The organism is Pelomonas nitida, assembly GCF_043555975.1.
Taxonomy (GTDB): Bacteria; Pseudomonadota; Gammaproteobacteria; order Burkholderiales; family Burkholderiaceae_C; genus Pelomonas; species Pelomonas nitida.
This window is the reverse complement of sequence record NZ_JBIGIA010000008.1, coordinates 116,767-131,103: the sequence shown is the minus strand read 5'-3', so window position 1 is coordinate 131,103 and position 14,337 is coordinate 116,767. Positions and strand designations below refer to the sequence as shown.

12 protein-coding genes and 1 pseudogene are annotated in these 14,337 nt (G+C 70.6%); 6 read left to right on the top strand and 7 right to left on the bottom strand.

Going from position 1 to position 14,337, the window contains the following annotated elements:
* Positions 1–56: 56 nt before the first annotated feature.
* From ACG00X_RS12270 to ACG00X_RS12255, 4 genes are all read right to left on the bottom strand, one after another.
* Positions 57–743 carry a hypothetical protein gene (locus ACG00X_RS12270; protein ID WP_394488465.1) on the bottom strand — a complete coding sequence of 229 codons (687 nt, stop codon included), beginning with the start codon at positions 741–743 and terminating at the stop codon, positions 57–59.
* A 38-nt stretch (positions 744–781) separates the two neighbouring features.
* Positions 782–997, bottom strand: a complete 216-nt coding sequence (locus ACG00X_RS12265) for a hypothetical protein (protein WP_394488464.1) — start codon at positions 995–997, stop codon at positions 782–784.
* Between the two features lie 75 nt (positions 998–1,072).
* Entirely contained in the window at positions 1,073–2,146 is a 1,074-nt protein-coding gene (locus ACG00X_RS12260; protein WP_394488463.1) for a HAMP domain-containing sensor histidine kinase, read from the bottom strand.
* Positions 2,147–2,152: 6 nt separating this feature from the next.
* Positions 2,153–2,863, bottom strand: coding sequence for a response regulator (locus ACG00X_RS12255; RefSeq protein ID WP_394488462.1), 711 nt, complete (start codon positions 2,861–2,863; stop codon positions 2,153–2,155).
* 115 nt (positions 2,864–2,978) lie between these two features.
* Here ACG00X_RS12255 and ACG00X_RS12250 point away from each other — a divergent pair, with 115 nt between their 5' ends.
* The 3 genes from ACG00X_RS12250 to ACG00X_RS12240 are packed head-to-tail and all read left to right on the top strand — an operon-like array spanning position 2,979 to position 8,624.
* Positions 2,979–4,391 carry an efflux transporter outer membrane subunit gene (locus ACG00X_RS12250; RefSeq protein WP_394488461.1) on the top strand — a complete coding sequence of 471 codons (1,413 nt, stop codon included), beginning with the start codon at positions 2,979–2,981 and terminating at the stop codon, positions 4,389–4,391.
* On the top strand, positions 4,388–5,500 hold the full coding sequence (locus ACG00X_RS12245; RefSeq protein WP_394488460.1) for an efflux RND transporter periplasmic adaptor subunit: 1,113 nt from the start codon (positions 4,388–4,390) through the stop codon (positions 5,498–5,500). The genes ACG00X_RS12250 and ACG00X_RS12245 overlap by 4 nt, the downstream gene beginning before the upstream one ends.
* Positions 5,501–5,513: 13 nt before the next feature.
* Positions 5,514–8,624 (top strand): efflux RND transporter permease subunit, encoded by a 3,111-nt coding sequence (locus ACG00X_RS12240; protein ID WP_394488459.1) that lies wholly within the window; start codon positions 5,514–5,516, stop codon positions 8,622–8,624.
* 31 nt (positions 8,625–8,655) lie between these two features.
* On the opposite strand, the gene ACG00X_RS12235 is transcribed toward ACG00X_RS12240, so the two are convergent.
* Together ACG00X_RS12235 and ACG00X_RS12230 are read right to left on the bottom strand one after the other, a co-directional pair.
* Positions 8,656–9,708 (bottom strand): homocysteine S-methyltransferase family protein, encoded by a 1,053-nt coding sequence (locus tag ACG00X_RS12235; RefSeq protein WP_394488458.1) that lies wholly within the window; start codon positions 9,706–9,708, stop codon positions 8,656–8,658.
* A complete protein-coding gene (locus ACG00X_RS12230) occupies positions 9,705–10,793 on the bottom strand; it encodes a tartrate dehydrogenase (RefSeq protein ID WP_394488457.1) in 1,089 nt (362 codons plus the stop codon). Before ACG00X_RS12230 ends, ACG00X_RS12235 begins: the two co-directional genes overlap by 4 nt.
* Positions 10,794–11,028: 235 nt before the next feature.
* Here ACG00X_RS12230 and ACG00X_RS12225 point away from each other — a divergent pair, with 235 nt between their 5' ends.
* From ACG00X_RS12225 to ACG00X_RS12215, 3 genes are all read left to right on the top strand, one after another.
* Positions 11,029–12,612: an ABC transporter substrate-binding protein gene (locus ACG00X_RS12225; RefSeq protein ID WP_394488456.1), complete on the top strand. Its 1,584-nt coding sequence runs from the start codon at positions 11,029–11,031 to the stop codon at positions 12,610–12,612.
* On the top strand, positions 12,609–13,505 hold the full coding sequence (locus ACG00X_RS12220) for a LysR family transcriptional regulator (RefSeq protein WP_394488455.1): 897 nt from the start codon (positions 12,609–12,611) through the stop codon (positions 13,503–13,505). Before ACG00X_RS12225 ends, ACG00X_RS12220 begins: the two co-directional genes overlap by 4 nt.
* 68 nt (positions 13,506–13,573) lie before the next feature.
* A complete protein-coding gene (locus ACG00X_RS12215) occupies positions 13,574–14,179 on the top strand; it encodes a M15 family metallopeptidase (RefSeq protein WP_394488454.1) in 606 nt (201 codons plus the stop codon).
* Between the two features lie 6 nt (positions 14,180–14,185).
* Here ACG00X_RS12215 and ACG00X_RS12210 read toward each other — a convergent pair.
* Positions 14,186–14,289: pseudogene (locus ACG00X_RS12210) on the bottom strand (IS110 family transposase); the annotation flags it as partial.
* Between the last annotated feature and the right edge of the window lie 48 nt (positions 14,290–14,337).

Here is a 14,337-nt window from a genome sequence, read left to right as displayed (position 1 = left end):
GCTGCGACGGTCGGGGCACACGCCCCCCCCGGAAGCGGCCTCAGCATTGACGGACCCTAGGTGCACAGCCGTATGCCACCACCCCCGCCGCCGCCCAGCGTCAGTCCACCGCCGCCGGACCCGGCGACACCGGCACCGCTGCCGCCACCGCTCGTGACGCCGGAACTCTGCGCTGTCGACTGCACGCCGCGCCACTTGCCCATGGAGCGCTTGATCGTGCCGTCGGGCAGGCGCTCCACCTTCACGCACAGCTCGGGGTTCAGGGCCATCGCGATGCGCTCTTCGAAGGTGGGCTTGGGCGTGTTGCTGCGCGGATCGTTGACCGCCTCGTTGGACCCCATCGATCCCAGCAGCACGTCGCGCGAGGGCTTCAGCGACAACGCGCCACCGCCACCACCGCCGGAGACCGGGCCCGACGAAGCGGCGGCGGCCGCCTCCGCGCCGCCGGGCGACGCGGGCGCCGCCACCGGTTCGGCGATGGATCGCGCTGGCGCGGGCAGTGCGACGGGCGCTGCTACCGGCTGGGGTGCGGCAGCCGCCACGGGTGACGGCCGCCGTGGCGCCGCTGGCGCTTGCGGCGCGGGCGTACGGGGCGCCGACAACAACCGGACCTGCAGCAGCCGTGCCGGCTCGGCAGCGTCGCGCGATGGCGCCTGCCGATGCTGCAGCAGCCCCAGCAGCACCAGCGCATGCCCGGCGCAGACGGCCGACGCGGCGAAGGCCCGGCGTCGGGACGGCGGCACTGCGCGAGCACGAACGCCGCCCGGGGAAGGACGCGCGCTCACTCCTCGCGCCGCCTTGAGCGGGCCGGCGACTCGCAGGGCCAGGCGTCGTCACCATCGGCGGTGGACGCGGCCTGCTGCATCAGCAAACGCAGCAAGGGCCAGGCCAGCGACATCACGACGAACAAGGCCACGGCTGTTCGTGCAAACACTCGCAGGCTGACCAGAAGCCACTCCCGCCAGAAGGGGCCGGGCGGGCGGAAGGGAAATCTCATGGCTCTGGGCAAACGCGCGGCGACAAACGACACGCGATGCTAGAAAGGCCGCGTGTTGCCTGCGGTTCGGGAAGGTTAGCCTGGGTAAAGCTCGCCGCGTGGGAGTGCCATCACCATGCGCAGACCGCCGCCTTCGCGCCGCTCGGCGTGGATGCGCCCGCCGTGCAGCGCGAACGCCCGCTGCGCGATCGCCAGGCCCAGGCCGACGCCCTGCACGTTGTCCGAGCCGGCCACCCGCGCGAAGGGCTGGAAGATGGCCCCGAGCATGTCGACGGGCACGCCGCGGCCACGGTCCTCGACGGTGCAGGTCAGCCACTGGCCGGCCGCGTCCACGCGCGCGCTGACCAGCACCTCGCCGTCCGGCGCGTTGAACTTGATCGCGTTGCGAATGACGTTTTCGTAGGCCCGGTACAGCAGCTCGCCATGCACCTGCGCGACGAACTCGACGGGGGCATCCAGCCGCACCGCCTGGCCACGGGCCTGGGCCTCGAAATGGGCGTCGTCGGCGATGGCCTGCAGCAGCTCCACGACATCGAGCCGGCTGGGCGGCGGCACGGCCGCGCCGGCTTCCAGGCGGTGCCAGGTCAGCAGCTCCTCGATCAGCGCGTCCAGCCGCTGGCTCTCTCGCTCGATGCGGTCCAGCATGGGCTCGGCGCTGGCCGGGTCCTGCCGCACGAGACCGATGGCCACCTGCAGCCGCGCCAGCGGCGAGCGCAGCTCGTGCGAGATGTCGTGCAGCAGCTGCTGGCGCGACTCGGTGAGCTGCTGCAGCTGGCGCGCCATGCGGTCGAAGTCGCCGGCGAGGTCGACGATCTCGTCGTCCCGCCCGCCCATGCGGTGCTGCACGCGGGTTTCCAGCCGCCCGTCCGCCACCTGATGCAACGCCCAGCTGAGGTGGCGGATGGGCCGCGACAAATACCAGGCCAGGCCGGCGCTGGTCAGCAGCATCCCGATCACCCCCGTGGTGAAGGGCACGACCGGCACGACGCCGAACAACAACGCCTCGCCCCGGGGATGGGGCGGCGGCTCGTGACCGCTGAGATGGAAGTAGGTCGTCACGACGACCAGCGTCATCAACATGCCCAGCCACTGGGACAGGAAGAACTTCCAGAACAGCCGGCCGGGGCGGCGCGCGGAGCGGGTGTTCACGGCGGCTCAGTCCAGCAGCAACTGGTAGCCGCGCCCGCGCACGCTCTGTATCCACGACTGGCCATCGCCGCGCAGGCCGAGCTTCTGGCGGATGCTGCTGATATGCACGTCGATGCGGCGGTCAAAGCGCGCCAGCGGCTGGCCGAAGGCCTGCAGCGAGATGTCCTGCTTGCTGACGAGCTGGCCGGCCTGGCGCGCCAGCACCTCCAGCAGCGAGAACTCGGTGCCGGTCAGCTCCAGCGGCTGGCCCTGCCAGGTGGCGCTGCGGCTGCCGGGCGACAGGGCCAGCGGACCGGCCAGCAGCTGCTTCACGCCGCTGGCAACCGGCGCCGCGGGCGCCGGCCCGCGTCCCTCGGTGCGGCGCAGGATGGCGCGGATGCGGGCCAGCAGTTCGCCCGGCGTGCAGGGCTTGGGCACGTAGTCGTCGGCGCCCATGTCGAGCCCGACGATGCGGTCGATGTTGTCGCCACGCGCGGTCAGCATCAGCACCGGCACCTGGCTGGTCGTGCGGATGCGCCGCAGCGCCTCGATGCCGGACAGCCGCGGCATCATGATGTCGAGGATGACGATGCTGTAGCCGTTGCCGTTGCCGATGGCCTCGGCCACACCGGCCTCGCCGTCGTGCACCGCATGCACGTCAAAGCCCTCCCGCAGCAGGTATTGCGAGAGCATGGTGGTGAGCTCGACGTCGTCGTCGACTAGCAGGACCTTGTTCATCGGTGACGAGTATCTGCGGCCCCGTGCCGGGCGGGCCATCCGTTTTACCCACCTTAACCCTGTCGGAAGCCGCTTAACCGACCCGCTTCCTAGCATGAGATCCAACAGGTATCTCATGCACAAAGCACCGATTCCACACGCCCTCTCGACCGCCTGCGCCGCGCTCATGCTGGCCCTCGCCGGCTGCGCCGTCGGGCCCACCTACCGCGCCCCGGCCACCACCGGCACCATGACCTGGCACGCGCCCGTGCCGCACGACGGCCAGGCCGGCGCGCTGCAGGACTGGTGGGCCCAGTTCAACGACGCCGCGCTGACGCGGTTCATCGCCTGGGCCGAGGCCGACAGCCCGACGCTGACGCAGGCCTGGGCCAGCATCGAGAAGGCGCGCGCGACGCTGACGACGGCACGCGCTGGCTCGCTGCCGGTGCTCACCGCGACCGCCGGCGCCACGCGCAGCGGCGGCACGGCCGCGACGAGCGCGACGACACGCAGCGCGGGGCTGGATGCGTCGTGGGAGCTCGACCTGTTCGGCCGCGCACGCCGCAACACCGAGGCCGCCAGCGCCCGCGTCGAGGCGCGCGAGGCCGACTGGCACGACGCCCGCGTGTCGCTGGCCGCCGAGGTGGCCGACACCTACGTGCAGGTCCGCGCCTGCGGCCTGCTGGCCGATGCCTACGAGCGCGAACTCGTCTCGGTGACCCGCACCGAGGCCACGACCGCGACGATGGTGGCGGCCGGCTTCACGGCCCCGTCCGACGGCGCACTGGCCCAGGCCAGCCTGGCGAGCAGCCGCTCGGCGGCCATCAACCAGCGCGCGCAATGTGCGCTGCTGCTGAAGTCGCTCGTCTACCTGACCGGCCACGACGAACCCGAGCTGCTGGCGACGATGGCCGACGGCAGCACGGCCGTGCCGCGCCCCGCCGGGTTGGCCGTGGACAGCGTGCCGGCGCAGGTCTTGCGCCAGCGGCCCGACCTCGCCTCGCTGGAGCGCGAGCTGGCGGCGAGCAGCGCCGAGATCGGCGCCGCACAGGCCGACCTCTACCCCAGCCTGTCGCTCAGTGGCGCCATCACGCGCAGCCTCAGCCAGAGCCTGACGACCTGGTCGTTCGGGCCCGCGCTGTCGATGTCGCTGTTCAACGGCGGCGCGCGGCGGGCGGCGGTGGACAACGCCAACGCGAGCTACACCAGCGCGCTGGCCGGTTATCAGCTGGGCGTGCGCAGCGCGGTGCGAGAAGTGGAGCAGGCGCTGGTCAACCTCGACAGCACGGCCCTGCGCGCCACCGAAGCCCACCGCGCCGCCGAGGCTTACCGCCGCTACCTGGACGCCACCGAAGCCAACTGGCGCGCCGGCACGGCCAGCTTGCTGAGCCTGGAGGAGGCACGCCGCTCCGCGCTGTCCGCCGAAATCGACGACCTGACGCTGACGCAGAGCCAGGTCAGCGACTGGATCGCCCTTTACAAGGCCTTGGGCGGCGGCTGGACACCCGGCGCCACGGTCACCACGAACAAGAACGGAGCCCCCTCTTGAACCGGCCCACCCGCATCCCCGCCTTCGGCGCCCTCGCCGCCGCCCTGCTCATCCTGACCGCGTGCAGCAAGCCTGCCGACGGCGGCCCGGCCGCCGCCGCCAGCGCGCCCAGCGTGCTGACGGTGGACCTGACCTCGCCCACCACGCTGCAGTGGCCGCAGACCATCCAGGCCAACGGCGCGCTGGCGGCGTGGCAGGAAGTCATCGTCGCGCCCGAGACCGGCGGCCTGCGCATTGCCGAGCTGGCCGTGGACGTGGGCGCGCGGGTCAAGCGCGGCCAGTTGCTGGCCCGGCTGGCAGACGAGAGCCTGCTGAACGACCTGCACAAGCAGCAGGCCCTGGTCGCGCAGGCCCAGGCCACGCTGGAGCAGGCCACGTCCAACATGCAGCGCGCCAAGCTGGCCGAGGGCAGCGGCGGCCTGTCGGCGCAGACCGTCGAGCAGTACCGCATCACCGAGGCCACGTCGCGCGCCGCGCTGGCCTCGGCCAAGGCCGATCTGGACGCCACCCAGCTCCAGCTGCGCCAGACCCGCATCACCGCGCCTGACGAAGGCATCGTGTCGACGCGCACCGGCGTGCTGGGCAATGTCGTGTCGGCCGGCACGGAGCTGTTCCGCCTGGTGCGACAGAGCCGCGTGGAGTGGCGCGCCGAGGTCGACGCGCGCCAGCTGGCGCTCATCAGGGACGGGCAGCGTGCGCACGTCACCCTCCCCTCCGGCCAGGCCGTGGACGGCCAGGTGCGCCTCGTCGGCCCGGTGCTGAGCACCGACACCGGCCGCGCGCTGGTCTATGTCGCGCTGCCGACCGACAGCGCCGCCCGGGTGGGCATGTTCGCCACCGGTAACGTCGAGCTGCCGGCAACCTCGGCGCTGACGCTGCCGCTGACTGCACTGGTGTCGCGCGACGGCCGCGACTACGTCTACACGGTGGACGGCGCCGGCAAGGCGCACAGCGTCGTCGTGACCGTGGGACGGCGCCAGCAGCAGCGCGTGGAGATCCTGAACGGCCTGCCGGCCAACGCGCGTGTCGTGGCCGGCGGCGGAGCCTTCCTGTCGGACGGCGTTCAGGTGACCGTGACGGCGGCCGCAGCCTCCGCAGCCTCGCATTGATCGGAGCCGCGCCATGAATGTCTCCGCCTGGTCCATCCGCAATCCCGTTCCTGCCATCCTGCTGTTCGTGCTGCTGACGGTCGTCGGCCTGATGGCCTTCGGCAAGCTGCAGGTGCAGGACTTCCCCGACATGGACCTGCCCACCATCCAGGTGTCGGCCTCGCTGGAGGGCGCCGCGCCCGCACAGCTCGAGACCGAGGTCGCCCGCAAGCTGGAGGACAAGCTCGCCTCGCTGTCCAAGCTCGATCACATCACGACAACCATCACCGACGGCGCGGTGAGCATGAGCGTCAGCTTCGACATCGACAAGAACTCCGAGGAAGCGCTCAACGAGGTTCGCAACGCCATCGACGGTGCCAAGGCCGACCTGCCCGCCAGCATGGCCTCGCCCACCGTCTCCAAGATCACCAGCGCGGGCTCGGCGCTGCTGACCTTCACGGTCGAATCGACGCAGCTCGATGAGCAGGACCTGTCCTGGTTCGTCGACAACGACGTGACCAAGGCCATGCTCGCGGTGAAGGGCGTGGCCTCGGTGGCGCGCGTCGGCGGCGTGGACCGCGAGGTGCACGTCGATCTGCAGCCCGCGCTGATGGCCGGGCTGGGCGTGACGGCGTCCGACGTGTCGACCCAGCTCAAGGCCGTGCAGAAAGACAGTTCTGGCGGCCAGGGCGACCTGGGCGGGCAGCGGCAGTCCGTGCGCACGCTGGCCACCGTGGGCCGGCCTGCCGACATCGCCGCGCTATCCATCCCGCTGGCCGACGGCCGCAGCGTGCGGCTGGACCAGATCGCCACGATCAGCGACGGCCACGCCGAGCGCTCCACCATCGCCCTGCGTGGCGACAAGCACGGGAGCAAGCGCGTCATCGGCTTCCAGGTCACGCGTTCGCGCGGCTTCTCGGACACCGGCGTCGCCAGCGACATCCGCGCGGCCGTGGCGACCTTTGCCGCGGCGCACCCGAACGTGACCGTGCAGGAGGCGTCCAACACGGTCGAGCCCATCCAGGAGAACTACCACGGCTCCATGCACCTGCTGCTGGAAGGCGCGGCACTGGCGGTCATCGTCGTGTGGCTATTCCTGCGCGACTGGCGCGCCACGCTGGTGTCCGCCGCCGCGCTGCCGCTGTCCATCGTGCCGGCCTTCCTCGTCATGTGGCTGGTCGGCTATTCGCTGAACACCATCACGCTGCTGTCGCTGTCGCTCGTCGTGGGCGTGCTGGTGGACGACGCCATCGTCGAGATCGAGAACATCGAGCGCCACCTGTTGATGGGCAAGAGCCCGTTCCAGGCCGCGATGGAGGCCGCCGACGAGATCGGCATGGCCGTCATCGCGACGACCTTCACGCTGGTGGCCGTGTTCCTGCCGACGGCCTTCATGGGCGGCATCCCGGGCAAGTTCTTCAAGCAGTTCGGCATCACCGCGTCGGTCGCCGTGCTGGCGTCGCTGCTGGTGGCGCGGCTGCTGACGCCGATGATGGCGGCCTACCTGCTCAAGCCCAAGACGGCGCAGGCGCACAACGCTGACAGCGATGGCCCGACGATGACGCGCTACCTCGGCTGGGCGCGTGCCGGCCTGCAGCACCGCAAGACGACGCTGGCCGCCGCCGCGCTGTTCATGGCCATCTCGCTCGCCGTCGCGCCCTTCATTCCGACGGCCTTCATGCCGGCCCAGGACAAGGCCCAGACCAGCATCACGCTGAAGATGGCGCCCGGCACGACGCTGGAGCAGACCACCGCCACGAGCATGCGCGCGGCCGAGCTGCTGAAGACGCTGCCGGAGGTGGAACGCGTGTTCGTGTCCGCCGGCACGGCCTCCACCGGCGGCGGCATGGGCGCCTCCTCGAGCGCCGACCTGACCAGCGCGACGCTGACCGTCGATCTCGCCGCCCGCAGCGACCGCGCGCTGAAGCAGTCGCAGGTCGAGGCCAAGATGCGCAGCCTGCTGCGCACGCTGCCCGGCACGCGCATCTCGGTGGGCGGCGGCAACAGCGGCGAGGCGCTGCAGCTGACGCTGGCCAGCGACGACCCCGACGCGCTGACGCTGGCCGCCACACAGGCCGAGGCGCAGCTGCGCACGCTCAAGGGCATCGGCAACGTGACCTCCAGCGCGGCGCTGCAACGGCCCGAGATCCAGATCCGGCCGGACAGCGCCAAGGCGGCCGCTTTGGGTGTCACCTCCGAGGCGCTGGCCGACGCGGTGCGCTTCGCGACCTATGGCGACTACTCGACGTCGCTGCCCAAGCTCAACCTGCCGCAACGCCAGATCGCCATCCGCGTGCGGCTGGACGACGCCGTGCGGCAAGACCTCGCCGCCATCGGCCAGTTGCGCGTGGCCGGCAGCCACGGCAGCGTGAGCCTGGCCTCGGTGGCCGACATCTCCCTGGGCAGCGGCCCCTCGCAGATCGATCGCATCGACCGCTCACGCAACGTGACGCTGACGGTGGAACTCAACGGACGAGCCATCGGCGAGGTGCAGAAGGAAGCCCTGGCGCTGCCGGCGCTGCACTCGCTGCCGACCGGCGTGCGCTTCGTCGACCAGGGCGAGCTGCAGCGCATGGCGGAGTTGTTCTCGAGCTTCGGCGTGGCCATGGCCATCGGCGTGTTCTGCATCTACGCGGTACTGGTGCTGCTGTTCCACGACTTCCTGCAGCCCGCCACCATCCTGTGCGCGCTGCCGCTGGCCATGGGGGGCGCGCTGCTGGCGTTGTGGATGACCGGCCAGTCCTTCTCGATGCCGGTCGTCATCGGCGTGCTGATGCTGATGGGCATCGTGACGAAGAACTCCATCCTGCTGGTGGAGTACGCCATCGTCGCGCGGCGCACAGGCGGCATGTCACGCATGGCGGCCATCGTCGACGCCTGCCACAAGCGCGCCCGGCCCATCGTCATGACGACCATCGCCATGGGCGCCGGCATGTTGCCCAACGCGCTGGGCCTGGGCGCCGAACCCAGCTTCCGTCAGCCCATGGCCATCGTCGTCATCGGCGGGCTGCTGACCTCCACCGCGCTGAGCCTGCTGGTGGTGCCCGTGGTGTTCACCTATGTCGACGACCTGCTCGTGTGGCTGCGTCGCCACCTGCTGCCACGCAGCGCCGCTGCGGCCGCCCACCCCGAACGGGCCGCCTGACCGGAGCGGCATGAGGCGGCCGCTGGCGGCTTCAGGCCGCGTCCAGCATCTGGCTGAAGAACTTCTCGCCCGACACGCGCGGCCGGTAGGCCGACACGGCCTTGGCGATGGCGGCGATGTGGTCGGGCGTGGTGCCGCAGCAGCCGCCCGCGATGTTCAGGAAGCCGGCCTGCGCGAACTCACCCACCAGGCGCGCCGTGACGTCGGGGGTCTCGTCGAAGCCGGTGTCGCTCATCGGGTTGGGCAGGCCGGCATTCGGGTAGCAGCTGACGGCCACGTCGCCCGCCACCTTGGCCAGCTCCTCGATGTAGGGCCGCATCAGCGTGGCACCCAGCGCGCAGTTCAGCCCGATGGCGATGGGCCGCGCGTGCCGCACCGAATGCCAGAAGGCCGTCACCGTCTGGCCCGACAGGATGCGGCCGGAGGCATCCGTCACGGTGCCGGAGATGATGACCGGCAGACGCTCGCCGGTGGCTTCCATCAGCTCGTCGAGCGCGAAGATGGCGGCCTTGGCGTTGAGCGTGTCGAAGATGGTCTCGACGAGGAAGACGTCGGCGCCACCGTCCAGCAGCCCCTGGGCCTGCTCGTAGTAGGCGGCGCGCAGCGTGTCGAAGTCGATGTTGCGGGCGCCGGGGTCGTTGACGTCCGGGCTGATGGAGGCCGTGCGCGGCGTGGGGCCCAGCGCGCCGGCGACAAACCGCGGCTTGTCGGGTGTGGCGTACTTGTCGCAGGCGGCGCGGGCGATCTGCGCGGCGACGAGGTTCATCTCGTAGGCCAGCTCCGGCAGGTCATAGTCTTCCTGCGCGACGGAGGTGGCGCCGAAGGTGTTGGTCTCGATGAGATCGGCGCCGGCCGCCAGGTATTGCTCGTGGATCTCGCGGATGACGTCGGGCCGCGTGAACAGCAGCAGCTCGTTGTTGCCCTTCAAGTCCTTGGCGTGGTCCTTGAAGCGCTCGCCGCGGTAGTCGGCCTCGCCGAGCTTGTAGCGCTGGATCATGGTGCCCATCGCGCCGTCGAGCACGGCGATGCGTTGCTGCAGCAGGGCGGGCAGGGCCTGGGCGCGGGTGTAGGCGATGGGCTTCATGCGGCGATTTTCGCAGCCTCGGCGATGGCCTGGCCGAGCTGGGCACAAGAGGCCTGGCCGCCCAGGTCGGGCGTGCGCGGCGCGCGCGGGTCGCCCAGCACGGCTTCGATGGCCGCCATGACAGCGTCGTGCGCGGCGCGGTGGCCGAGGAAGTCCAGCATCATCGCGCCGGCCCAGATCTGGCCGATGGGGTTGGCGATGCCCCGGCCCGCGATGTCGGGCGCCGAGCCGTGCACCGGCTCGAACAGGCTGGGCCACTGGCGCGTCGGGTTCAGGTTGGCCGACGGCGCGACCGCGATGGTGCCGGTGCAGGCGGGGCCCAGGTCGGAGAGGATGTCGCCGAACAGGTTGCTGGCCACCACGACGTCGAAGGCCTGCGGCCGCTGCACGAAGTGGGCGCACAGGATGTCGATGTGGAACTTGTCCACCGCCACGCCGGGGAATTCGCGCGCCATGGCTTCGACGCGCTCGTCCCAGTAGGGCATGGTGATCGCGATGCCGTTGCTCTTGGTGGCCGACGTCAGCCTGGCGCGGGGCCGCCGGGCGGCCAGCTCGAAGGCGAAGCGCAGCACGCGGTCCACGCCGACGCGGCTCATCACCGTTTCCTGCAGCACGATCTCGCGCTCGGTGCCGGCGTACATGCGCCCGCCGACGCTGGAGTACTCGCCCTCGGTGTTCTCGCGCACGATCCACATGTCGATGTCGCCCGGCACGAGCGGCCGGCCCTGGCGGTCCACCAGCGGCGATCGCACGCCGGGCAGCAGCCGCGCGGGGCGCAGGTTCACGTACTGGTCGAACTCGCGGCGGAACTTCAGCAGCGAGCCCCAAAGCGATACATGGTCCGGCACGATGGCCGGCCAGCCGACCGCGCCGAAGAAGATGGCGTCATGCCCGCCGATCTGCTCCTTCCAGTCGGGCGGCAGCATGTCGCCGTGCTGCTCGTAGTAGCGGCAGTCGGCGAAATGGAATTCGTCGAAGTGCAGCGGCAGGCCGAAGCGGTCGGCCACGGCGCGCAGCACGCGCAGGCCCTCGGGCATGACTTCCTGGCCGATGCCGTCCCCGGCGATCACGGCGATCTTCTGCATGGTGTTCAATCCTCGAAAAGCGCGCCGGGCCGGCACGACGCGGCAGCCTACAACGCGGCGCCGCCGGCGGCCGTGTCGTGGCGCCTGCGAGCAGGGCGGTGCCCGAACCAGACGGCCCGGCCTCGGCGGGCGATATAAGTCTGGGTTATGCACCCGAACGCTCGTGTCGCTTGAGACCTGCAGGCTCTCGCCAACAATCCATGCCCTACGCATTTCGACGCCCATCGTCCCTGAAGTGAAGAAGCCTCTCTACCTGGCCCTGCTGGCGCTGCTGGCCCTCACCGGACCGGCCGCCAACGCGCAAGGCAAGCCGCTGATCTATTGCTCGGACGCCAGCCCCGAGGGCTTCGACCCCGGCATGTGGGACAGCGGCAGCACCAACACCGTCAACACCCAGATGTTCGACGGCCTGCTCGGCTTCAAGCGCCCCACCACCGCGCTGACGCCCAAGCTCGCCACCCGCTGGGAGATCTCGGCCGACGCCAAAAGCTTCACCTTCAAGTTGCGCGAGGGCGTGAAATTCCACAGCACGCCCTGGTTCAAGCCGACGCGGGACTTCAACGCCGACGACGTGCTGTTCACGTTCCAGCGCTTCATCGACCCCAATCACCCGTTCAACAAGGCCTTTCCGGTCAACTTTGTCTATCCGCAGAACCTGGGCCTGGCCAAGCTGATCGAGGGCATCGACCGTGTCGATGACCACACGGTGCGCTTCAGGCTGCGGCAGCCCAACGTGACGTTTGTCGCGAACTTTGCCTTCGCCTGGGCCGGCATCCAGTCGGCCGAGTACGGCGCGCAGTTGCTGAAGGCCGGCAAGGCCAGCCAGATCAACGTGCGGCCGGTGGGCGCCGGCCCGTTCATGTTCAAGAGCTACGCCAAGGACGATGTGCTGCGCATGCTCGCCCACCCCGGCTACTGGGGCGGCGTACAGCCGACGACCCGGCTGGTCTTCAGCATCAGCCGAGAGCCCAACGTGCGCGTGCAGAAGATCGCCGTCGGCGAATGCCACGTGACCGCGCCGCTGCGCGATGTCGACCTGACCACGCTGGCCGGCAACCCCAATGTGCGCATCGAGAAGATCCAGGCCCTGAACATCTCCTACCTGGGTTTCAACCTGAAGAAGCCGCCGACCGACCGGCGCGACGTGCGCGAGGCGCTGGACATCGCCATCGACCGCAATGCCATCTTCAAGGCGCTGTTCCCGCGCGGCGATGCCATGCAGGCGGTGAGCGCCTTCCCGCCGTCCATTCCGGGCTACAACAAGGCCTTGAAGAACGACTTCGATCCGGCCCGCGCCCGCGCGCTGCTGGCCAAGGCCGGCTTCCCCGACGGCTTCGACATCGACCTCTGGGCCCTGCCCGTGCAGCGCCCCACCAACCCCAACGGCCAGCTGATGGCCCAGCTCATCCAGCAGGACTGGGCCCGGATCGGCGTGCGCGCGCACATCAAGACCTACGAATGGGGCGAGTACCTCAAGCGCGCCAACAACGGCGAGCACAACGTCTACATGAGCGGCTGGAGCGGCGAGACCGGTGACGCGGACGACTTCCTGACGCCCAACCTGAGCTGCGCGACCAACAAGACCGGCGTCAAGTTCTGCAACGCGGAGTTCGAGAAGCTCATCGACGAGGCGCGCGCCACGCCCGACCAGGGCCGGCGCAACGCGCTCTACGAGAAGGCGCAGGAGATCTTCAAGCGCGAACGGCCCTGGATCACGATGGCGCACTCGACCGTCTACATCCCCATCCGAAAAGACGTGGTGGGTTTCAAGATGGCACCCAACGGCAGCGTCAATTTCGAAGGGGTGTACCGCAAGTGAGGCTGCGCCACATCGAGGTCTTCCACGCCATCATGCAGGCCGGCACCGTCAGCGGCGCGGCGCAGCTGCTGCACATCTCGCAGCCTGCGGTCACCAAGGTGCTGCAGCACTGCGAGCTGCAGCTGGGCATGCCGCTGTTCGACCGCGTGCGCGGCAAGCTCTACCCCACGCCCGAGGCGCAGCGCCTGTTCGTCGAGATCGACAAGCTCAACCGCGACCTCGTCGGCATCCGCCGCCTGGCCGCCAACCTGCGCCATGGCGAGAGCGAACAGGTGCGCTTGGTGGCCACGCCCGCGCTGGCCACCGCCATCCTGCCGGCGGCGATGACGCCCTGGTGCAAGGCCTTCCCGAACGCCAGCTGCTCGCTGGCGACGCACCACACGCGCGAGATCGTGTCGGCGCTGCTGCTCGGCGAGGCCGATCTGGCGCTGTCGCTGCAGGACCCGCGCCACCCGGGCATCAAGGCCGAACCCATCGCCAGCGGCGCCATGATGGCGCTGTGCCCGCTGGGCAGCCCCGAGGCGCTGGGCGACGGCCCGCTGAACCTGGCCGACATCCGCACCGAGATCGTCGGCCTGCAGAGCGACGACCCGCTCGCCGGCCTGCTGCACCACGCTGGCGAGGCCCTGGGCCTGCCGCTCAGCAGCCGCGTCACGGTGCAGACCTACCAGCTCGCGCGGGCCCTCGTCGAAGCCGGGGTCGGCATGACGCTGGTGGACCCGTTCACCGCCGCCAGCGCCGACCAGAGCCGCGTGCGCGTGCGGCACCTCACGCCCGCCGTGCCGGTGCAGCTCTACCTGCTCAGCGCCGCGAGCGCGCCGCTGGCGCAGGCCTCGCGCCGCCTCGTCAAGTTCATCACCACTGCCGCACACGAGCACCTCGAGCGGCTGTGACCGACCCGCTGCCCGCGTCGCACTCGGCCCGTCACGACTCATCGCCACCAACGGCCCTGCCACCTGACATGATCCGTATCGAAGACATCGCCGGCCATGCCGATTTCCGCCGCCTCGACACGCTGGGCCACGGCATCGCGGTGGACCTGCGCTACGCCACCGCCAACAACTTTGTGGGGCACGCCGTGTACGACGGCTTCGACTGCCACTGGCTGCGCCGCGAAGCCGCCGACGCCCTGGAGCACGCCGCCGCCTGGCTGCACGCCCGCCGCCCCGGCTGGCGCCTGCTGGTGCTCGATGCGCTGCGCCCCCAGCGTGTGCAACAGCGCCTGTGGGACGAGCTGCACGGCACGCCGCTGACGCTCTACCTCGCCCACCCCGAGCGCGGCTCCATCCACAGCTTCGGCATGGCCGTGGACCTGACCTTGCTGGACCCGCTTGGCCGCGAGGTCGACATGGGCAGCGGCTTCGACGAGATGACGCTGGCCTCCCACCCCGACCATGAGGCCGAACACCTGGCGCTGGGCGCGCTGACGACACAGCACCTCACCGAACGCGGCTGGCTGCGCGCGGCGATGCGCGAGGCCGGCTTCCACGGCATCCCCACCGAATGGTGGCACTTCGACTTCGGCGACCGCGTGGCCGTCAGGCGCGATCTGCCGCGGGTGCTGTGACCAGTGCCGCATTGGCGGCCGGCTGACCGCCTGGCTGATCGCTTCTGCGTTTGCAACTTACGCACCCAATGGTGAGCGCTGGCGCATGCCTCGACGCCGATCAGGCAGGGCAGCTGCGGTGGCAAGCTTTGTCCGGTCGCCTGTCAGTCCGCGCGTGC